This window comes from Pseudomonas sp. NFX224 (genome assembly GCF_048565165.1).
GTDB lineage: Bacteria > Pseudomonadota > Gammaproteobacteria > Pseudomonadales > Pseudomonadaceae > Aquipseudomonas.
Genome location: NZ_CP183416.1, coordinates 6,256,850 through 6,277,462 on the forward strand (window position 1 = coordinate 6,256,850; position 20,613 = coordinate 6,277,462).

Annotated in this window: 16 protein-coding genes; 2 read left to right on the forward strand and 14 right to left on the reverse strand. The window is 59.9% G+C overall.

The annotated features are described in order from the left end of the window. Positions 1 to 98: 98 nt before the first annotated feature. The 13 genes from ACNYC6_RS28695 to ACNYC6_RS28755 form a co-directional block, all read right to left on the reverse strand. The gene (locus ACNYC6_RS28695) at positions 99 to 1,073 is read right to left on the reverse strand and encodes an aliphatic sulfonate ABC transporter substrate-binding protein (protein ID WP_419710255.1); all 975 of its coding nucleotides are present in this window, start codon (positions 1,071 to 1,073) and stop codon (positions 99 to 101) included. A 113-nt stretch (positions 1,074 to 1,186) separates the two neighbouring features. Further along, positions 1,187 to 3,682, reverse strand: a complete 2,496-nt coding sequence (locus tag ACNYC6_RS28700) for a TonB-dependent receptor plug domain-containing protein (RefSeq protein WP_419710256.1) — start codon at positions 3,680 to 3,682, stop codon at positions 1,187 to 1,189. A gap of 36 nt (positions 3,683 to 3,718) precedes the next feature. Then, positions 3,719 to 4,216, reverse strand: a complete 498-nt coding sequence (locus ACNYC6_RS28705; RefSeq protein ID WP_419710257.1) for a RidA family protein — start codon at positions 4,214 to 4,216, stop codon at positions 3,719 to 3,721. 24 nt (positions 4,217 to 4,240) lie between these two features. Next, positions 4,241 to 5,815, reverse strand: a complete 1,575-nt coding sequence (locus ACNYC6_RS28710; protein WP_419710258.1) for a flavin monoamine oxidase family protein — start codon at positions 5,813 to 5,815, stop codon at positions 4,241 to 4,243. A gap of 35 nt (positions 5,816 to 5,850) precedes the next feature. Next, positions 5,851 to 7,983: a TonB-dependent receptor gene (locus ACNYC6_RS28715; RefSeq protein WP_419710259.1), complete on the reverse strand. Its 2,133-nt coding sequence runs from the start codon at positions 7,981 to 7,983 to the stop codon at positions 5,851 to 5,853. Between the two features lie 453 nt (positions 7,984 to 8,436). Beyond that, the gene (locus ACNYC6_RS28720) at positions 8,437 to 9,396 is read right to left on the reverse strand and encodes a D-isomer specific 2-hydroxyacid dehydrogenase family protein (protein ID WP_419710260.1); all 960 of its coding nucleotides are present in this window, start codon (positions 9,394 to 9,396) and stop codon (positions 8,437 to 8,439) included. Further along, positions 9,393 to 10,580, reverse strand: a complete 1,188-nt coding sequence (locus ACNYC6_RS28725; RefSeq protein ID WP_419710261.1) for an acyl-CoA dehydrogenase family protein — start codon at positions 10,578 to 10,580, stop codon at positions 9,393 to 9,395. The genes ACNYC6_RS28720 and ACNYC6_RS28725 overlap by 4 nt, the downstream gene beginning before the upstream one ends. Before the next feature lie 75 nt (positions 10,581 to 10,655). Next, the gene (locus tag ACNYC6_RS28730) at positions 10,656 to 11,666 is read right to left on the reverse strand and encodes an ABC transporter substrate-binding protein (protein WP_419710262.1); all 1,011 of its coding nucleotides are present in this window, start codon (positions 11,664 to 11,666) and stop codon (positions 10,656 to 10,658) included. A gap of 13 nt (positions 11,667 to 11,679) precedes the next feature. Beyond that, the gene (locus ACNYC6_RS28735; protein ID WP_419710263.1) at positions 11,680 to 12,363 is read right to left on the reverse strand and encodes a peroxiredoxin-like family protein; all 684 of its coding nucleotides are present in this window, start codon (positions 12,361 to 12,363) and stop codon (positions 11,680 to 11,682) included. Beyond that, positions 12,360 to 13,712 carry an LLM class flavin-dependent oxidoreductase gene (locus ACNYC6_RS28740; RefSeq protein ID WP_419710264.1) on the reverse strand — a complete coding sequence of 451 codons (1,353 nt, stop codon included), beginning with the start codon at positions 13,710 to 13,712 and terminating at the stop codon, positions 12,360 to 12,362. Before ACNYC6_RS28740 ends, ACNYC6_RS28735 begins: the two co-directional genes overlap by 4 nt. 27 nt (positions 13,713 to 13,739) lie before the next feature. Further along, the gene (locus ACNYC6_RS28745) at positions 13,740 to 14,702 is read right to left on the reverse strand and encodes an ABC transporter substrate-binding protein (RefSeq protein ID WP_419710265.1); all 963 of its coding nucleotides are present in this window, start codon (positions 14,700 to 14,702) and stop codon (positions 13,740 to 13,742) included. A 275-nt stretch (positions 14,703 to 14,977) separates the two neighbouring features. Beyond that, complete coding sequence (locus ACNYC6_RS28750; protein ID WP_419710266.1) at positions 14,978 to 16,561, reverse strand: rhodanese-related sulfurtransferase; 1,584 nt, start codon at positions 16,559 to 16,561, stop codon at positions 14,978 to 14,980. Next, complete coding sequence (locus ACNYC6_RS28755) at positions 16,558 to 17,166, reverse strand: cysteine dioxygenase (RefSeq protein WP_419710267.1); 609 nt, start codon at positions 17,164 to 17,166, stop codon at positions 16,558 to 16,560. Before ACNYC6_RS28755 ends, ACNYC6_RS28750 begins: the two co-directional genes overlap by 4 nt. Before the next feature lie 230 nt (positions 17,167 to 17,396). Here ACNYC6_RS28755 and ACNYC6_RS28760 point away from each other — a divergent pair, with 230 nt between their 5' ends. Together ACNYC6_RS28760 and ACNYC6_RS28765 are read left to right on the forward strand one after the other, a co-directional pair. Then, positions 17,397 to 18,302: a LysR family transcriptional regulator gene (locus tag ACNYC6_RS28760; protein ID WP_419710268.1), complete on the forward strand. Its 906-nt coding sequence runs from the start codon at positions 17,397 to 17,399 to the stop codon at positions 18,300 to 18,302. A 122-nt stretch (positions 18,303 to 18,424) separates the two neighbouring features. Then, positions 18,425 to 19,219 carry a class II aldolase/adducin family protein gene (locus ACNYC6_RS28765; protein ID WP_419710269.1) on the forward strand — a complete coding sequence of 265 codons (795 nt, stop codon included), beginning with the start codon at positions 18,425 to 18,427 and terminating at the stop codon, positions 19,217 to 19,219. 123 nt (positions 19,220 to 19,342) lie between these two features. Here ACNYC6_RS28765 and ACNYC6_RS28770 read toward each other — a convergent pair whose 3' ends face one another. Then, positions 19,343 to 20,431 (reverse strand): LLM class flavin-dependent oxidoreductase, encoded by a 1,089-nt coding sequence (locus ACNYC6_RS28770; RefSeq protein WP_419710270.1) that lies wholly within the window; start codon positions 20,429 to 20,431, stop codon positions 19,343 to 19,345. Between the last annotated feature and the right edge of the window lie 182 nt (positions 20,432 to 20,613).

Below are 20,613 nucleotides of genomic sequence, written 5' to 3' on the forward strand. Positions count from 1 at the left end.
AGTAGCAGCGGGCACCGTTCAGGCGCGGCGAATGTCGACCCACACCGGACCGTCGGGATACATGTCGCCGGGCTTTCTTTTGCGATATCACTCGCGCCTCACGGCCGCCAGATACCGACATCCTTCGCGTCCACAGCCTTGGGCAACAAACCGGCGGCAAAAAATGCATCGGCGATTTTCTGTTGCTCACCCAGCTCGTCGCTCTTCACCGGTTGTACCTGATAGCTGCGATGGCTGTTGGCGGTCTCGACCGTGTCCAGGCCAAGGTTGCCCCACAGCGGACTCAACACCTGGGCCGCGTCGCGCGGATTGGTTTTTACCCACTTGCCAGTTTTCTCCAGTTGGTCGTAGACCGTCTGGAGCACTTGCGGGTGCGCTTTTGCGTAGCTGGTGCTGGTCAGGTAGTAGCGTTTGTAACTGGCCAGGCCAGCGCCGTCCGCCAGGGTACGGGTCGGCAGTTGCTGTTGGGCGCTGGTGAGGAAGGGTTCCCAAGTGACCCAGGCATCGACCTTGTTGTTCTCGAAGGCGGCGCGGCCATCGGCGGGCGACAGGTAGGCAGGCTGGATATCCGAAAACGCCAGGCCGGCTTTGGTCAGGGCGGCGATCAGCAAATAGTGGCTGCCGGCGGCTTTGGTGACGGCCACTTTCTTGCCTTTCAGATCCGCCAATTGATGCAGGGACGAGTCCTTGTGCACGACGATGGCCTGGGCCAAAGGCGAGGGCGCTTCCTGGGCAAAGTAGGTCAGTTTGGCCTGCGCGGCCTGGGCGAAGATCGGCACGGTGTCGGCCACGTCGGCGCTGATATCGACATTGCCGACATTCAGCGCCTCCAACAGCGGCAGGCCGCTTGGAAACTCATGCCAGCTCACGTCGATGTTCTGTTGCGCGAGGGTTTTATCCAGGGTGCCTTGGGTCTTCAACAAGGTGATGAGGGTCGACGATTTCTGGTAGCCGATCCGCAGCGTTTCCCGGGCCTGGGACGGTAATGCGAAGGACAGGGCCAAGGCCACGACCAGGCCGGTCAGCAACGGACGACGGAATTTTGCTTGTGCATTATTGTGGGGGTTCGACATGGCACGCTCACTATTCGGCAAGAAAGAAGGGCTATCTGCGATCAAGCATATGGTTCTAAAAAACAATTTATAAATAATTTTTAAGCATTAGCTTAGTGGCTTCCGCAAGGGCATCAGAACGCGTACTGCAAACGGGTGTAGTAGTAACCCCCGGTGAAACCGAAGGGTGAGTAGCTGCCCCAGTTATCGCCGAACGAAGAGTTGGACACGCCGATGTGATCCGGGTATTTGTCGAACAGGTTCTGTGCGCCGACGGCGACGGTCAGTTGCTTGGTCAGTGCATAGGCGACGTCGAGGTCGGTGATCCATTTGGCGGAATACTCGCGGTCCAGGCTCGAATCGGCGGAGCTGTTGACCTCGGTGTAGGTGCCATAACGGGTCAGGCGCAGGTTGACGTCGAAGTCGTGGATCGCCCAGTCGGCGGAGAAGATCGCCTTGCTGCTGGGGGAGGTTTTGGTGATCAGCGCACGGGCCTGGCGACCGAGCAATTGATAGCTGCTGTTGAGGGCGGTGAGTTGCGACGGGGTATCGTTGACGCTGAGGATTTGTGTGTGGTTGTAGTTCAGCGCCGCAGTCCATCGCACCGAGCCGAAGCTGTTCAGGTTCTGTCGGTAGTTACCCACCACATCAACGCCCGAGGTACGCGTGCTGGCGCCATTGCTGAAGAACTGCGCCCCGGCGGTGGCCGGCACGCCGATGCTGTCGAGCAGGGCGGCGACGCCCGGGCCCTGGAAGCGCTCGCTCAGAACCAGGCGATCACGCAGGTTGATCACGTAGCCGTCGACGGTCAGGCTCAGGTCTTCACTCGGAGTCAGGGCGAAACCGAGGCTGAAGTTGGTCGAGCGCTCGGGTTTCAGCGCTTCGGCGCCCAACGCCTGGGCGCCGACTGAATCCACTGGCAGAATCACGTAGTTGTAGGACTGGTAGACGCCGTTGATGGTGTCGAAACCGGTCGAGCGTGCGGTGAAGACTTCGTTGGCCAGCGATGGCGCACGAAAACCATTGCTGATAGTGCCGCGTACCGAAAACACCGGGTTGAACTCGTAGCGGGTGCTGAGCTTTCCGCTGCGCGTGCTGCCCACGCCTTCGTTGTAATGCTCATAGCGCGCGGCGACACCCAGATACCACTGCTCGACGGGGTAGAAGCCCAGGTCGATGTAAGTGGCGACGTTGTTGCGGCTGACTTTTTGCTCGTCGTCAGGGGTGATGCCGTTGGTGACCTGCGCACCCGGATCGGGGCGTTGTCCGGCGCGTGGATGGCCGACGGGAAACACGTAGCCACCGTCAATGTAAGAGGCTTCGGAACCGGCGCGCGTCTCGTAGCCGTCACGTCGATGTTCGAAACCGAAGGCAACGTCCAGTGGCTTGGCCAGGCCGATGTCGTAGCTGTTTTTCAAGTCGAAGTTGCTGGTCCATTGATCGGCGATGTAGACGCCGGAGGTGAATTTGTTCGGCGTGTTTTCCCCCAGTGACGGGTTCTGGTTGTCGTAGGTGCGTTGCTTGGCGTAGTTGCGTCCGTAGGTGCTGCTCAGGTCCCAGGCCCAACCACCGATGCCGATATCGTCGCCCCTGGCGCCGAAGGCGGACTGGAAGTCGGCCTCGTTGATCAGCCAGTAAGGGCTGTAGCCTTCGGGAAAACCGTTGGGGCCAGTGGTGATGGTGTTGCGCCCGCTGGGCAGGCGGAAGTTCTGGCCGTCGTTGTTTTCACGGGTGGCCAGGGTCGAGAACGAGTAGAGCGTGACAGCATCGTTCAGCGGCAGGTCGAGGTTGTAGGCGACATCCGCCAGCTGGCTGCGGGGCAAGCCGTAGCCTTTGTAGGTGTGGTGACTGGCCGTGGCCTCGCGCGGATCGGGCGAGCCGTCCGCCAGTGGATAGTAATGCGAGCTGTAGCCGTTGCTGCCGGCCTTGTTGTCGCGTTCCTGATAACGGGTGTCGAGCGAGACGTTGAGTACGCCGGCCTCGCCGACTTCAAAACCGTAATTGAGCGCTTCGGTTCCGGTGCCGCGCTTGCCGTCGTAGTTCTGGCCCAGGGTAGTATCGGAACTGCCGCCAGTGGTCTGCTTGAGGATGATGTTGATCACCCCGGAAATCGCATCCGATCCGTATTGGGCCGCTGCGCCATCGCGCAGCACCTCGATATGATCGATGGACGCCACCGGAATCAGGTCGAGGTCGCTGGGCGCTGCGCCGCTGTTGATGCCGTTGATATTCAATGTCGCACTGGTATGCCGGCGCTTGCCGTTGACCAGCACCAGCACGTGGGAGGCGGTCAGGCCGCGCAGAGTCGCCGAACGCACCACGCCGCTGGCATCCCAACCTGCCCGGTCGGGCAGGTTGAACGACGGAATGAATTTACTCAGCGCCTCCAACAGGCTCGGTTTGCCGACCGCGCGCAGCTGGTCGCCGGTCACCACATCAATCGGTGTCGGGCTGGTGGTGACGGTGCGTTGTTCGGCGCCACGGTTACCGGTGACGACCACGGTATTGAGGGTCGGCGAAGTGGTTTCAGCGGCCTCCAGGCTGAACGAGGCGAGGCCGCAGGCAATGGACAACGGGACTAACAAGGGGCGATAGGGCGGCGCCGTTCGGCGCGCTGGGCAGTTGAGCATGAACGTGAAGCTCCTGAATGATGGGTGAATTCCGTGTCACTTCTTGCGAGCGGCGACGGCCTCGATTTCAACCAGGCCGCCAGGCAGTGGCAGGGCCACCACCTGAATGGCGGTGCGTGCCGGTTTGTTCGGCTGCGCGGCACTGCCGAAGAACGGCGTATAGCCTTCTTGCAGTCCGGCAAAGTCCAGCTTGCCGCCCTTGGCGGGGTCACCCACCAGGAACACTCGCAACTGAATCACATCGCCGAGCCCCAGACCCTGGCTCTCCAGGACGCCTTTGAGTTTGTTGATGATCGAGGTGGTCTGGGTCGCGGTATCGCCGTAGGCGGTAAAGGAATCCTTTGGCGCTTTCGAGTCGTGCAGGTCGGCCAAAAGGCCACTGACGAACAGCAGTTCGGTTTGTGCCGGCACCGACACCGCCAGCGAGATCGGGAAATTCGAGTTGGGCAGGGCGACGCGTTTGATCTCGTCGGCGTGGCTGGCGAGCGCGGTTGCGGTCATGAGCAGTCCTGTCAGCAAAGTGATGGTTTTCATCGTTCAGTCCTTTTATTGAATGAGTCAGGCGGCAACGCCCGGTTGGTTGCGTTCGGCGTGTCGGCCGATCAACGAAACGATGCGCCGGGCCGAGTCGGCGGCGCTGTTCTGCCAGATGCCGACGCCGCCATGGGCCAGGGCATCGCTGGCCAGATAGGTGCGGCCCTGGGGCTCATTGAGAATCTGGTAGGCGCTTTCGCCGACCTCGTCGTTGACGATCCACGGCCCCTTGCTGAACGGCACCTTGGCCCAGTTGATGGCCACCGGTTTTTGCAGCTTGTTGCTGTGTCCGGGGTGCAGCAGCTCCACGGCTTGGCGGGACGAGGCGAACTGTTCGGCGAGGGATTTCTTGCTGAAGGCCTGGGCCGATTCGCTGGTGTTGTAGGCGGCGACCAGAATGCCCTGGGCGCTGTTGAGGCGATCACTGGGATACCACAGACCTTTGACTTCATGATCGAGGTAAGACAAGCCGCCATAGATGTTGAAGTCGGTTTCCCAGAACCTTGGCGACTGCCAGGCCACCTTGTTCGCCTGATCGCTTTGCGCACTGAGGATCGCTTGCTTGAATGGCTGGCTGAAGTTGCTCGGCAGCTTGGCCAGCAATGGCAGCGGCACCGTGACGATGGCGTAATCGGCGTTCAGGGTTTGTGTGGCACCGGTCTTGCGATCGCGGTAGGTGATGCGGCTGCCAGACTCTGCGGTCTGGATGTCGCTGACCTCGGCATTGAAGCGCACCGCGTCCTTGACCTTGTCATAGAACGCGTAAGGGATTCGGTCCATGCCGCCGACCGGTTGGAACATGGTCGAGGAAAATTCCGGAATTTCATCGAACACCAGCGCGCCCCAGAGCTTGGGGTTGAGCAGGGTTTGCAGTTCCAGCGGCGCGCGAGTGATGCCGGTCTGATCACCGGCACCGGGCACCCGTGTGTAGCCCGAGCGCACCGAGCCCTTGTATTTGAAATCGGCGTTGAGATCGCCATAGACCTTGAGGAAATTCAACAGCGCCTGGCGATCGTCGGCGGTCAGATCCTGATCCAGGGCTTTGCGGCTGACGGTGCGTGCCAGCAGTTCAGACAGTTGCCCACGTGTATCGTTGACCGCCTGGCGCAACTGGAACGCCGGCTTTTTCGGGTCCGGCAAGGCCAGTGCGTTGCGGCTGCTGTTGACCAGCACTTGCAGCTCGACGCCCAGCTCGCGGCAGTAACCGAGGAGGGTCTGGTGGTGACTGGGAATGCGCGCGGGGCCGGCATTGAAAAACTGCCCGTCATCGAAATCGACGGTCTGGCTGACGCCATCGTCGAAATCGATTTTGCTGCCCCGACGCAATGTCCAGTTGCGCCCACCCACCCGTTCCCGTGCTTCAAGAATGGTCACGGTGAAACCCGCCTTGCGCAGTTCATAGGCGCTGACCAGTCCGGAAATGCCGGCACCGACGATCACCACCTGTTTGCCTTTGCCACTGCTGCCCAGTTGCAACGGATTGAACGTCGATGCCACGGCCTGAGGCGTCAGCCCCAGTGCACCGAGGGCGCTGACAGCGGCGGAATAGCCGCCGACGGCGGCGATGCGGGAAATCAGTTCTCTGCGAGTGAAAGCCATAAAAGTGCTCCTTGGCAAGATTGCCTGTATGGGAATCAGAGGTCGTAACGCACGGACAACAAGAGGGTTCGCGGGTCGTTGATCGAGTAGTAGCGGGCGCCGCTGGACGGCACGTAGCCGACTGATTGCGGGTACGCCCGATCGAGCAGGTTTTTCACCGCCAGCGTGGTGGTCCAGTGGCCGTCGCCGGAGATATAGCGGGTGTTGGCGTTCCAGAAGGTTTGCTTGGGGATTTCCTGGATGTCGTCGTTCAGCGCGTTGGCGTAGGACTTGGTCTGGAACTGCGCGTCCGTGCCGACCAACCAGTCGCCGGGTAAGCCGGCCGGGATCGTGTAGTTGAGGCCAACACTGGCGTTCCATTTCGGCGAGAACACCAACTGTTTACCGTTGGCATCGACGCCGGCGCCGCTGGCGTTTTCGAAGTCGTCGTACTGGCTTTGCAGGTAGCCGATGTTGGCGGTGAGTTGCAGGTCGCGGGTCAGCGCTGTCAGGGTTTCCAGCTCGACGCCGTAGGTGTGCGCCTGGCCGACGTTGGTCCGCAGGCTGACACCCAGCGCCGGGTCGTAAGCGTTGGTCTGCAGGTCGTCGTAGTCGTTGTAGAACACTGCCAGGTTGGCGCGCAGGCGACGGTCGAAGAAGTCACCCTTGAAGCCGGTTTCCCAAGTGGTCACGTCTTCCGGCGAGAAGGCCTGCTCGGCCGCCGCCTGGGTTGGCGCTCGGTTGTCGTAGCCACCGGCCTTGAAACCCTTGGCCACGTAGGCGTACTGATTCAGGTGCGGGGTCCAGGCGTATTCGAAGCCGATTTTCGGGCTGGTGGATTGCCAGGACTTGCTTGAGTCAGCGCTGAAGTTGGTGCCGGTGATTTGCCGCTCGGTGGTGATGGCGTAGTTGGTGTAGTCGAAGTTCTTGTGCTCGCGGGTAAAGCGCAGCCCGGCGATCAGCGAAAAATTTTGCGTGACCTTATAACTGCCCTGGCCATACAGCGCGTAGCTTTCGGTGTTGGTCGAGCTGTACTGGCCCTGACCGATCACCCGATTGCGTGCGATGGAGTAGGTGAGGTTGTCGCGGTCGGCGTCGAAGGTTTCGCGGTACAGGTACAGGCCGGTGCTGAAGCTGAAGTCGTCGTAGTCGCCGTTGAGCTGCAACTCCTGGGTGGCGTAGTCCTGCTTGTAGAGAATCAGGTTGTTCTGGATCAGTGCCGCCTGACCCGAGTTGTCGTAGTTCACGGGCTGATGGAACGCCGAATAGGCCGTCACTGACTTGATGTTCAGGTGATCGTCGATGGCATAGATGGCACGCAGTACCGAGCTGCCTTGATCGAGACGGTTTTTCGGATTGAGGCTGCTGTAGCTTTTGAATTTGTCGAAACGGCCGTTGGCGTCGAACGGTGTGTAGCTGGTGGTATCGCCACGGTCGAAGGTGCCGGCCAGAGTCAGTTGCACATCCCAGGGCGAATCATCCGGGTTGTAGCGCAGCTTGCCGCGATAGGATTGGATGTCGATGTTGTTCACGTCCGAGTGGCGGGTCGGGTCGGAGACGGTGCCGTCACGGGTCAGGCGAATCGCCGAGAAGCTGCCGAACAGCGCGTTGTCCACCAGCGGGCCGCTGATCAGCAAGCGGCCGTTCTGGGCGTTGTAGTCACCGGCACCGAGTTCGAAGAAACCACGGGTTTCCTGAGTCGGATCGCGGGTGATCACGCGGATTGCACCGGCGCTGCTGTTACGCCCATACAGCGTGCCTTGTGGGCCGCGCAGCACTTCGACGCGCTCGACGTCGTTGAAGTCGAGCATCGAGGAAATGGCCCGCGGGATGTACAGGTCATCGGCGTAGACCGCGACGGCCGACTCCTGGATCGGGTCGGTTTCGCCGATGCCACGAATCCCGTAGGTCTGCGCACTGTAGGAAATCGACTGGCGACTGAGGGTCAGGTTCGGCACCTGCCCGGAGAGGTCGCGGATGCTTTTGATCTGCTTGTCTTCAAGGGCCTTTTCGTCGAACGCGGAAATCGCCAGCGGGGTTTTTTGCAGGTCTTCGCTGTGGTGTTCGGCGGTGACGGTGACGACGGGGAGGGCACCATCCTTGGTGTTTTCGTCGGCGTGAGCCGACAAGCCGAATATTGCCAGCGACACGGCCAGCGTCAGACGGTTTGAACGGAAAGTGTTGTGCATGGTGAACCCCGGATGTGGCGTTGGCGTTGTTGGTTTTTTTTCGGCAAAGCGTTGCCGGGGCCAGGGTTTGAGGACCGTGGCGGCGGTGGCTTGGCCGGTTTCTGGTTTGGGTACAGCGGTTGACCGTGGAGTGGTGTCGGCCGGAAAAATCTGTCGTTCCGTGGGCCTCCACCTGGTCAGGGGTCGGTGATGGTTGTAACAATATTTATATAAGTAGCTGCTGTAAAAGTCCGATTAGTTATAAGTTAATTATAAAAACAAGGCATTAAGTTAATAATTTAAATGCGTAAAGCTGATGTTGCTTTTGGCGAGCACCCATAACCAATGTGGGAGCACAGCTAGCCTGCTAGCGATTGCGGTCTGTCAGCCAACATAAATGTTGAAACTGAAGACATCATCGCTAGCAGGTTAGCTGTCCCACATTGGGTTGTGCATGACTGAAGGGGGCGGGGATCAATACCCGCGCTGAACGTTCGCTTGATTCTCCAGCGCCAGGCCATTGAGGAAACGTTCGAGATTGGCCAGAAAGCTATCAGCGATCTCATGGCGGCTGTTGCTGGAGATCGCCGAGGTATGGGGTGACAGGCGTACCCTGGGATGGCTGTAGAGCGGATGACCGTCCGGCAAGGGTTCGGGTTCGGTGACGTCAAGCGATGCCAGGCCGATGCGTCCGCTGTACAGCGCCTCCAGCAATGCCCCATGGTCAAGCAGCCCGCCCCGGGCGATGTTGATCAGGTGCAGGCCCGGTTTGGCGCTGGCGAGTACGGGGCTGTTGACGATATGCCGGGTCGCATCGGTCAACGGCGCAGCCAGCACCAGATGATCGGAACGCGCAAACAGCTCATGGATGTCCCGCGCCGCTTCGACGCCTTCAACCTCGAACGGCGTCTGACTCTGACGCAGCGCCAGCACATTGATGCCGAGGGCGCGGGCCTTGGTGGCGAGACTGCGGCCAATGGCGCCAAAGCCGAGAATCCCCAGCGTGGTGCCCTTGAGCGGTGTCAGCGCGGTGAAATTCCATTGCGCGTCATGCACCCAAATGTCCGGCAGGTGCTTGGCTGCGGCGAAGATCGCGGCCAGGGCGAATTCGGCGATGTTTTCGGCGGCGCTACCCCGTGAGGTGCTCACTGGCGGGCCGTTGAACAGCCATTGCGGATAGAAGTCGATGCCCGAAGACACCACCTGAATCCATTGCAGCCCATAGGGCCAACCCGGTGGTGGTGTGTCCGGCGCCTGATAGCCACGCACGTTGATCGGCCGTGCCAGCAGGATGCGGACTTCCGTCGGCAGATCGCTGGGCACACCGGCCGGCACACCGATAACGCGGGCCTCAGGATGGGTTTGACCCAGACGCTGGCGGATCACTTCGTTGAAGTCTTCATTCAGTTGGCTGGCGATGACGAACTGGCTCATGGGCGCTCCTTAATCTGGCGTTGGGCGAATACGGCTTTGCCGACGCCTTGCAGGATGGCGTCGTTCTGCGGGGTGTGGACGCGGCTACACAGCACGTCACGGTAATGCCGTTGCAGCGGGTTGTTCCGTGACAGCCCCGGGTTGCCGGACGCCTCGATGGCCAGTTCGACGGCGCGAATCGCGTTGCCGGTGACCAGGTATTTCAGTTGCGCCGCGTTGCTGGCCGGGGTGTGACCCTCGGCGGCGGCGTCAAGCAGGCTACGGTTGGCGAACAGCAACGTGTCGATGTGGCCGACGGTTTCCTGAAAACGCGGCAGGGTCGACAACGCAGCGCCGAGGTTGGACGGTGCGCGGGTTTCCAGCCATTGCACCAACCAGTCGCGGGCGGCCTGAGCGACGCCGTCGTAGACCGATGACAGCAACACCGACATCCACAGAAACCCATCGCCATCGAGTTCTGCTTGCGGCGCGCTCCAGCGGCTGACACTGACGGCGTGATTCAGCGGCACCAGGACGTTGTCGAACACCACCTCATGGCTGCACGTGGCACGCATGCCCAGATGGTCCCAGTCTTCGATGATGCTGATGCCCGGCGTGTCCTTGTGCACCAGCCAGGCACCGACCAGCGGATCTTCATCGCTGCTGCGCGCCCAGACACTGAACCAGGTCAGGCCATGGCTGCCGGTGGAGTAGATTTTTCGGCCGCTGATTCGCCAGCCTGCGGAAGTGCGTCTTGCGACGGTTGCTGGCAGACCGCCGCGCGCGGGAGTGCCGAGATCGGGCTCGACTCGCAAGGCGTTGATCAGCGCGCCATGCTCGACGGCGTCCCGGGCCACTTGCAGGCGCAACGCTTCGGGCCAGTTTCGATTGTCTTGCAGGCGCGAGTGCTGCAGGTATTGCATCACCAGGATCAACGCCGTCGAAGGCTCGCCTTTGGCGATTGCACGGATGGCCTTGCGCGCCTGTGTCAGGTTTGCGCCGCCACCGCCCAGCGCTTTGGGCACGGTCAGCGCAACCAGATTGTGCTCATGCAATAGCTTGAAGTTGTCATGGGGAAAGGCGCCGCTTTCGTCAAAAACATGTGCGGTGGCGTCCAGTTGTTCGCTGATGCGTTCAAGCAACGCCTCGAAATTGGCCACTTCGACCGAGCGCAATATGGGTGGGTGTTGGGATGGAAGACTCATGGTGAATTCACTCGATCAATAAGGGTGCGAGCCGGTAGTGAGCACAGCTCCTACAGGGTCAGGGTTCGGCCTGACTCATAGCGCCAGCAACGGAAAGTTTTTATCCCAAAGCGGGCTGACATCGAGCCGTTCGCTCAATACCCCCGCGTCGAAAAACAGGTCTGCGACTTCTTGCTGCGAGGCGATGGCCTGATCGTTCACCTCAATGATTCGCGAGGCCTGGCTGCGGTTGTTGTACATGTCGAGGAACACGCTTTTGTCGACGCCCAACAACTGCGCCGATTTGGCGGCCCAGGGTTCGGGGTTGTTGTTGATCCATTCCAGCGTGCGCGCTTGTCGTTGCAGGTAGTCCTGAATGGCCTGCTTGCGCAGCGGGTCTTCCAGGGCGGCGGGGCGCGCGGCGATCAGGTAGTTGCCGGACAAATACCCCAGTGCAGTTTTCAGTACACGGGCGCCACTGCGGAACTTCGCCAACTGAATGAACACGCCGTAGATCACCCAGGCATCAAGTTGCCCACTCTGGAACGCGCTGAAACCGTCCTGAGGCGTGAGCGCCACCGCCGTGATGTCCTTCATGGTCAGGCCCTGTTCTTTCAGCGCCTTGATCAGGAAGTAGTGCGAGGTGGTGGAGCGCACGTAGCCGACCCGTTTGCCGCGCAACTGCCCGACCGATTCGATGGTCGAGTCCTTGGGAATCAGGAACACCTGGTTGTTGACGTCGCCTTGCAGCACCGCGACGAGTTTCGGTTGGCGGTGACTCTGGATCGAGAAGATCGGCGGGATCTCACTCATCCCGCCCACGTCCAGACTGCCCGAGGCCAGCGCTTCGACGATCAGGTTGCCGCCGGCGAATTCCGCGTATTCAACTTTGTAAGGGGTATTGGCAGTACCGGCGTCTTCGGTGAAGTACGAGTCCTGGCCGCGATAGGTGGCGACGCCCAGGGTCAGGTCCGAAAGATTGTTCGCTTTGGCGAATGCACGGGAAGGCAGTCCCAGTGAGGACAGCCCCAAGGCACCAACGGCGATTGAGCAGGCCGTGAGAAAGCCGCGACGACTGAACTGTCCCTGTGTGATCTTTTTCGTCATGGTTAGGCTCTTGTCAGATGGCGATTTGCACGGGTGTTTGTCCGAGCAGTTGTTCGACCGCGTGCAGTATCGGGGCGGCTTCGCTGCGCACCAGCCAGTCCGGGCTGACTTCGGCGAAGGCGACGGTACCGTCCCGGGCGATGACCACGACGGTCGGTTGCGGCAATTCCCAGGTGCCAGTGCCGGTGGTTTCACCGATGCTGTTGCCCTTGGCCAACGCGGCTTTGCGTGAGGCCTCGTCGAAGCTGTAGAGAATCCCCAGGCGGCCGCCCAGTTGATTGTCCGGATCGCTGGCCACTTGCAGCTCAAGGTTGTGGCGGGTCTTGATGTCTATCAGGCGTTCCGGCACTTGCGGGCTGACCGCCACCAGCGGCACGCCCAGTGCGTGCAGTTGCGCATACAGCTGGCGCTGGTAATAGGGCAGGGCGATATTGCAGGCTGGGCAGCCGGCGAAGCGGAAGAAAATCAGCACCGCCGGCCCTTTGACCAGCAGATCGTCACGGCTCAGGCTGCCGCCTTCGACGGGCAACAATGTGAAGGGATCAAGGGCATCGCCGACCTTGACGAAGTCTGCAGGCCTGGCTTCATCTACCAGGCGCTGGCGCTGATCAATGTTGATTTGCAAGGCCGCCGGATCCCAGGTCGCCAAGCGTTGTGCGTGCAAGTCCGCCAGCAGGTAATTGAGGGATTCGCTCATGCCAGTGCCTCGCTGTCTTCTCGAGACTTGAGGGTGATTTGCGCGTGACGATTGGCAGGCACTGGCAGGCCGAAATTGTCGCGCAAGGTGTTGCCGCTGTACTCGTCGCGGAACAGACCGCGTTGCTGCAGAACCGGCACCACCCGTTCAGTGAAAAATTGCAGACCATCAGGCAGCAGTGAGTTGATGATAAAACCGTCTGCCGCGCCTTCCTCGAACCATTTTTGAAGCGCGTCGGCGACTTGCTCGGGCGTGCCGACGAAGTCGCGACGCGGCCTTGAGAAGCGCAGGGCGACTTCACGCAAGGTCAGGCCCTCGTTCTTGGCCAGTTGCTTGATCCGGTCCGATCCGCCTTTCTGGCTGTTGGACCCCAGATCGCCCAGCTCGGGGAACGGCGCATCCAGTGGGTATTGGCTGAAATCGTGGTCATTGAACGGGCGGCCGAGGGCGATGATCGCGTCTTCTATCGTCACCAGATCCACGGCTTGCTGATAGCGACTTTCCACTTCGGCGGCATCGCGGCCAACGATCGGACGGATACCCGGCAGGATCGACAGGTTCTGCGGATCGCGTCCGAAACCGGCAGCGCGTTGTTTCAGGTCCTGATAGTAGGCGCGAGCATCGTCGAAACCTTCCGGGCTGACGAAAATCGCATCGGAGTTTTCCGCGGCAAAATTGCGTCCGGCCTCAGAAGTCCCGGCCTGAAAAATCACCGGTTGGCCTTGCTTCGAACGGGAAATGTTGAGCGGACCTTTCACCGAGAAAAACTCGCCCTTGTGTTCCAGCGCATGCAGTTTTCCGGGGATAAAGAACTCGCCGCTTTGCTTGTCATAGGCAAAGGCATCGTCTTCCCAGGAATCCCACAGGCCCTTGACCACATTCACATGCTCTTTGGCGATGCGGTAGCGAACAGCATGGGGCGGGTGTTCGGTCTTGCCGAAGTTATCGGCGGTGCCACTGAGCCAGGACGTCACCACGTTCCAGCCGGCGCGACCACCGCTGATGTGGTCCAGCGAAGCGAACTGGCGGGCGACCTGGAACGGCTCGGTGTAGCTGACCGTGACGGTCGCCACCAGACCGATGTTGTGGGTAGTGGCGGCCAATGCCGAAAGAATGGTCAACGGCTCGAAGCGGTTGAGGTAGTGCGGGCTGGATTTTTCATGAATGTGCAGGCTGTCGGCGATGAATACGAAATCGAACTTGGCCGCCTCGGCCAGATGCGCCTGCTGCTTGTAGAAACCAAAGTTCACGCTGGCGTTGGGCTGGGCCTGCGGGTGGCGCCATTCGCCCCATCCGTGACCGACGCCATGGACCATTGCACCGAGTTTCAGTTGGCGTTGTTTGCTCATGGTGTTACTCCTTTATCCGTCGCAGCGTTAGCGGGATGCCTGGTTGAGTGGGGCGCGCTTGGCGTTGAAGCTCTTGTCGAAGCCTTGGGAGACGTCGATGTGTTTGCCGAGAATTCCTTCTTGCTGGTAGATATCGGCGGTGGTTTGCAGGCCGCCGATGACCTGGTCGTCAATCTCCACCGGTTGCATGTGCGTGCCTTTGGCCACGGCAATGTGCACGTCCAGCGGCAAGCCAGTGACCCGTGCCTGGGCGGCGGCATATTCCTCGGGGTGGGCGTTCGTCCAACGGTAGGCGCGATCGACCCGGGCGATGAAATCGTCCAGTTGCTGGCGCTTGTTGGCGATGGCCTGGCTGGTAGCGGCGAAATACAAATGATTGGTCAGCAGCTTTTCGCCGCTGACCAGCACCTTGGCCTGGCTTTGTGTGGTGGAAATGGTGGTGTAGGGGTCCCAGGTCGACCAGGCGTCCGCGCTGCCGTTGTCCAGCAGGATTCGCGACTCGCTCGGCAGCAGGTAGATGAACTGCACGTCCTGGGTACTTAAGCCGGCACTGCGTAGGGCTTTGATCGCCAGGAAATGCCCGATGGAACCGCGGGTAGTGACGATCCGTTTGCCCTTCAGGTCGCTGGCATTGTTGAGCGGTGAATCCTTGGGCGCGAGAATGGCGGTGGTGTAGCGACCTTCGGCATGCACAATGCTGACGACCTTGATCGGCGCACCAGCGCCCAGGGCGAATACATAAGGCGCATCGCCCAGCGCGCCGATATCCACGGCGCCGGCATTCAGCGCTTCGCCGAGGGGAGCGGCAGCCGGAAACTCGGAGAACTGGATGTCGTAGGGCACGCTCTTCAGCTCGCCGGAGACTTCCAGCAGCACTTTGATCGTGGATTTCTGATTGGCGACCAGCAGCGGTTGCAGATCGGCGGAGTGGCCGGATGCAGCGAAGCCAAGGGTGCAAAAGAGGCTCAACAACAGCGATTTTGGTGACATAAGAACTCCGGGCGGGTTGTTGCGCTTCGTGTTGCCTCCGCCTGGAGAAGGGGTCGGTCTGTAACTGAAGTTATCTCTATAAGAATCGGCTGTGAAATTCTATTTGGTTATATGTTAATTATTAAAATAAGTGATTATGTTGATTATTAATATGCGGAAGGCGTATTTTGACAGCCACGATCATGCAGGCGAGCCTTGGGGGGAGAAAGCGGGTGGTGCGGAGTAGAAGGGCTTCCTGTGCCTTGAACAAAGCACAGGAAGCGAGGGGGGGCGCTTCAGATCACAAAAAAACCATGGGTGCCGTCGCGGGCCAGTTGGTCGACCAGTCCGAACTCCCAGTCCAGATAGGCTTGCATTGCTTCGCGCGGATTGTCGGTGCCTTCATAAGGTCGGCGATAGCGGTCGATGCGCGGTGAGGCCAGGCGTGTTTCGCCTGCCTCCAGAGGCAGTCGCGCGGCGATCCAGCTGGCCGTGCCGCCCTTGAGCAGGAACACCGTTTTGCCGGTCAACGCCTCGACCTCTGCTACCGCTAGCCGAGCCAACTGACTGCTGCCGCAGGTCAGTACATAGCGTTCTGCTGGCGGTACGTTGGCCAACACTTCGCGCAGTTGCCCGCGCAATGCCCACCACGCACCGGGGATATGGCGTTTGACGTAGTTGGCGCTGCTGGTGAAATCCAGCACGGCGATGTCGTCATGGATCAACCACTGTGCCAACGTCTCGGGGCTGATTTCCTCGGCCTGGCGTGGCGCAGGGACGAGCGCCTGCCATGCACCTTTTTCGCTGAAGTGTGTTGGCTGCACGTCATCGAGCACATGCACTTCCCAGGCAAGTTGCGCGAGCCAGGACGCCGACATATTGGCCCGCACGCCATCGTCGTCAACCAGCACCAGGCGTGCGCCGCGCACACTGGCGAAGTGGTCGGTTTCCTGCACCAGTTGCCCGCCGGGCGTGGAGCGGGCAACTGGCAGGTGACCGGCTTCGAATTCTTCCGGGGTACGTACGTCGAACAGGTAAGTGCTGCGCGTTGGTTCCTGCTGCCAGCGTTGCAAATCCGCAAGCGTAGCGCGGCCCACCGACGCTTTGTCGGCGACGCGACGGGCTTCGCGGGCGGCGATTTGCCGATGCGCTTCACTGGTTGGCGCGAATTGGCGCGACTGACCGTGTTGCAGTTTCTGGCCGGCCAGGGTCCAGCCGATGGTGCCGTTACGCAAGGCCGAAACCGGGTTGGTGATGCCGGAGTTGATCAATGACTGAGTGCCGATAATGCTGCGGGTGCGACCCGCGCAATTGACGATGATGCGCGTGGCCGGGTCCGGTGCCAGCTCCCGGGCGCGCAACACCAGTTCGCCCCCCGGTACGCTGATGCCGGAGGGAATGCTCATGGTCTGATATTCATCGAAACGCCGGGCATCGAGCACCACCACGTCGGCCTCGCTGTCGAGCAGTGCCTGGACTTCCTCCGCCGCAAGTGACGGCGTGTGTCGCTGGCTTTCCACCAGTTCGCCGAAGGCTTTGCTCGGCACGTTGACGTCGATGAACAACTCGCCACCGGCGCTTCGCCAACCGTCCAGTCCGCCTTCGAGCAGGCTGACATTGAGGTAGCCCAACTCTTGCAGACGCTGAGCGGCGATGCTCGCCAGGCCTTCGCCATTGTCGTAGACGGTCACCTGGGTATCGCGCCTTGGAATCCGCGAATACACCTCAAGCTCAAGTTTCGACAATGGAATATTGGCCGCGAAAAGCGGGTGCGATTCGGCGAAGGGCGCTTCTTCGCGCACATCCACCAGCGCCAGTTCTTCACGGTTCAATAAGGCTTGGCGTATTTCGGCGTAAGTGCGGGTGAGTGCAGTGCTCATAGGGCTTGGCTCTCTTTGGACAAATCCCAGATGTTGGGGAGGAAGGCGTTGGAATAGCCGGAGATGAACAGCTTTTCGCTGCCGTCGGCCTGATACACCGCGCGGCGCACGGCCCCGATGTTGGCACCGTAGACATGGATGCTGATCGAGACTTGATCGTCAAAGGCGTTGCTGACCTGGTGGATATCACCGATTTTGGGCGACACCGCTTCAACCTGACCTGGCCGCAGCTGTACCCGGCCACCGTCGGCGATCAGGCTCCCGTCGTTGCCGCGCTGGAAACCTTGCGAGTACTCCGCGCCGCGCAACATGCCGATCAACCCCCAGACCCGATGGTCATGGATCGGCGTGCTTTGTCCCGGTCCCCAGACAAAACTGACGATACTGAACCGTTGCCGTGAATCGGCATGCAGCAGGTATTGCTGATAGCGCTCCGGATCTGGTCGGGCAAAGTCTTCGGGCAGCCAGTCGTCATGGCTGACCAATTGGCTGAGTAGCTTGCCGCCACGATGCAACAGATCGCCCTCGCGAGGGTTACTGTCGATCAATTCCGCCAAGGCGCCTATGAATGCTCTGAGTCTCTCCGGGTGTCGGGCCTGGGTCATGGCGATTCCATCGTTCGTTGTGAAAGTTGATCCTTTGATTTAAGCATAATGTTTTATATCAATATGCGATTGTTTAATGATTAGGTTATAGCTGAAAGGAATTTATAACCCTATGGCATAGCGCCAGAAGCTATTGATCGATCAGCCGGCGTGGGGCGGGCTATTCTTCTCTTGCCAATGGAACTATGCTTTTCAGACATTTTAATGACTGTTCTCTATGTGCGGGCCAAATGAAAATTGATGATATCGACGCCTTTGTCGAAGTGATTCGTTGCCAGTCCATCAGCCATGCCGCCGAGTCGCTGCAACTGACTCAGCCGGCCATCACGCGGCGCGTGCAGAACTTTGAGCAGGCGTTGGGGGTGGAGTTGTTCGATCGCAACACCAAACCGCTCAAGCCCACGTTGATCGGGACGCGAGTGTATGAACAGTGCCGGGTGATCCTGCGGGAAATGGATGCGCTGCGCGAACTGGTGGCCACTGACGCACCGCCCACCGGGTTGCTGCGCCTGGGTGTTCCGCAAACCATTGGCGATGTCGTCCTGCTCGATGCGCTCAAGCATTTGCGCATCGAGTACCCCGACCTGCGCGCTCAGGTGGCCACGGGCTGGGGCAGTCAATTGGTCGGCAAGATCGAGCGCGGTGAGTTGGACGCGGCGGCAGCGTTGTTCCCGGCCGGCAAGATTTTCCCCGACAACATTGTCGGCGAGTCGATCGGCAAGATGGAGTTGGTGGTGGTGTGTTCCAAGACCCAATTGCCCAAGCGTCCGTGCAAGCTCGTTGACATTTATCAGCATGGCTGGATTCTCAACCCTGATGGCTGCGGCTTTCGCGCGGGACTGCAACGAACCCTGTCGGACCAGGGCCTGGCGCTGAGAGTCAACTTGGAAACGTTTGGCACCGAACTGCAACTGGGCCTGGTCGCCGACGGTCTGGGACTGGGATTGGTGCCGCGTCCGTTGCTGGAGCGCAGTGCCCATTTCGATCAGTTGGCGGTGATGCCGCTCAAGGACTTCAAACCGGTGATGGACCTGTGGCTGATCTATCCGCACTTCCTTGGCAATCTGCAAGGTCCGGTCGATGCCTTTGGTAAGCTGGTCGCTGGATCGCTACAGAAGATCAAGAGTGCAGCGTGATGACGGATTGGAAATATCATGAAAAAAAATAATAATTAGCTTAGATTAAAATGTGCTTTTTATTATTTTTTGCCTTCCCATAGGCTTGCTGGAGTCCTTAAGGCCATCCAGGAAGTTTTGCCATGAGTAGCGTCAGTCCGTTGTCCAGCGTCTCGAAAAATGTTCGTCAACGCGTCACTCCCGAAGAATGGGAAGTGCGTGTAAAACTGGCCGCGGCCTATCGGTTGGCGGCCCTGTTCAAGTGGACCGACCACATCTACACGCACTTTTCCGCCCGGGTGCCGGGGCCGGACGAACATTTCCTGATCAACGCCTTTGGGCTGTTGTTCGACGAAATCAGCGCCTCGAATCTGGTCAAGGTCGACATCGATGGCACCGTCGTCGATGACCCCACCGGGCTCGGCATCAATCCTGCCGGCTATGTGATCCATAGCGCGATTCACGCGGCACGTCCCGACCTGCAAGCCGTCCTGCATACCCATACACGCGACGGCATTGCGGTGTCCGCGCAGCGCGACGGGTTGTTGCCGATCTCCCAGCATTCGATCGGTTTTTCCGGGCGGGTGGCCTATCACGGTTACGAGGGTGTGGCGCTGGACCTGGACGAGCGTGAGCGTCTGGTGGCGGATCTCGGTGATAAAAGTGTGTTGATCCTGCGCAATCACGGCTTGCTCACTGCGGGCGTCAGCGTCGAGCATGCGTTTCAACAGCTGCACGGTCTGGAGCGGGCCTGCAGCATTCAGATCGCGGCGCAGGCTGCTGGCAACGTCGAATTGATTTTCCCGCCGGCGGAAGTGGTGGCCAAGGTCGAGAAGCAAGCCGAGGTGTTCAAGAGCGGTGACGGGCCGGGTGTGGCGCGGCACTGGGATGCGTTGATCCGTCAGTTGGAGCGCAGTGATACCGACTACAAAAACTGAGCCTCTCCTACAGCGTTCCGTGATGAACACAACCCTTGTGGACACCCGGAACAACTGTGGGAGATTCTATGTTGCAGGGGAGCCCTGCAACATAGAATCTCCCACTTTGGATAGTTGCTGTTCTTAAGCGACTTTTTCCGCCGCTTGCCGCTCACGTTCCGCCACCAGTTTGCGGGTCAGCGGGATCAGGCGTTTGCCGTAATCGATGGCGTCTTCAAGCGGATCGAAACCACGGATCAGGAACGTAGTGATGCCCAGGTCGTAGTAGTCGAGCAAGGCTTCGGCCACTTGTTCCGGGGTGCCAACCAGTGAGGTCGAGTTCCCTTGTGCGCCCAGCAGCCCGGCGATACCGGTCCAGAGTCGTTTGTCCAGGCGTGAGCCTTGGGCGGCAGCAGCGAGCAGACGACGAGAGCCCTCATTGGGAGGTTCGCGGCGCACAAATCCGTTCTGCTCAGCCAGCGCGGTGGCCTGTTGCAGGATGCGCTCGGCACGTTCCCACGCCTGGTCTTCGGTGTCCGCCAGAATCGGGCGTAACGATAAACTGAAGCGAATGCTGCGACCATGCCTGGCGGCCTCGGCACGCACTTGCTTCACCACGTCGCGCACTTGTTCGTAGGTTTCACCCCACAGCGCGTAAACGTCCGCATGCTTGCCCGCCACTTCGATGGCCGCCGTCGATGAACCGCCGAAATACAACGGTATGTGCGGCTGTTGCGGCGATTTCACGGCTGAGTGCGCACCTTCGACCTGGTAGTACTTACCCTCATAATCGAAGGGTTTTTCGCGGGTCCATTCCTGACGCAACACACTGAGGTATTCATCGGTGCGAGCGTAGCGCTCGTCCTTGCCGATGTAGCTGCCATCGGCACGCAGTTCGCGATCATCGCCTCCGGTGATGATGTGGACAGCAGTGCGTCCGCCATTGAAGACGTCGAGGGTGGTGAACTGTCGTGCGGCCAGAGTCGGCGCGGCAAAACCCGGTCGATGGGCAATCAGGAACTTGAGGTTTTTCGTCACGCTGGCGGCGTGCGAGGCAATCAACGTGCTGTCCGGGCTGTTGGAGTGGAAGGCTACCAAGGCTCGGTCAAATCCGGCTTCGTCATGGGCGCGGGCGACTTTTTCCACATACTCGGGTTGCAGGACAGGACCGCTGCGAGGGTGGATTTCCGAAGAATGGTGACCGCCGATGTAGCCGATGAATTCAATACTCATGGGAGTTCCTTGTCGTTGGATTGGCGTGATTTAAGCCTCCACCTGGCATTGGGGTCGGTCTGTGGGATCAAAAATAGGCGTAGCGGGTGTGCGTGTGAAATGCCGTTTGGTTCTAAGTTAATTATTAAAATACAGAATGAATAAATGTATTTTGTATAAAAAATGCGCATTTTAGGCAGGGA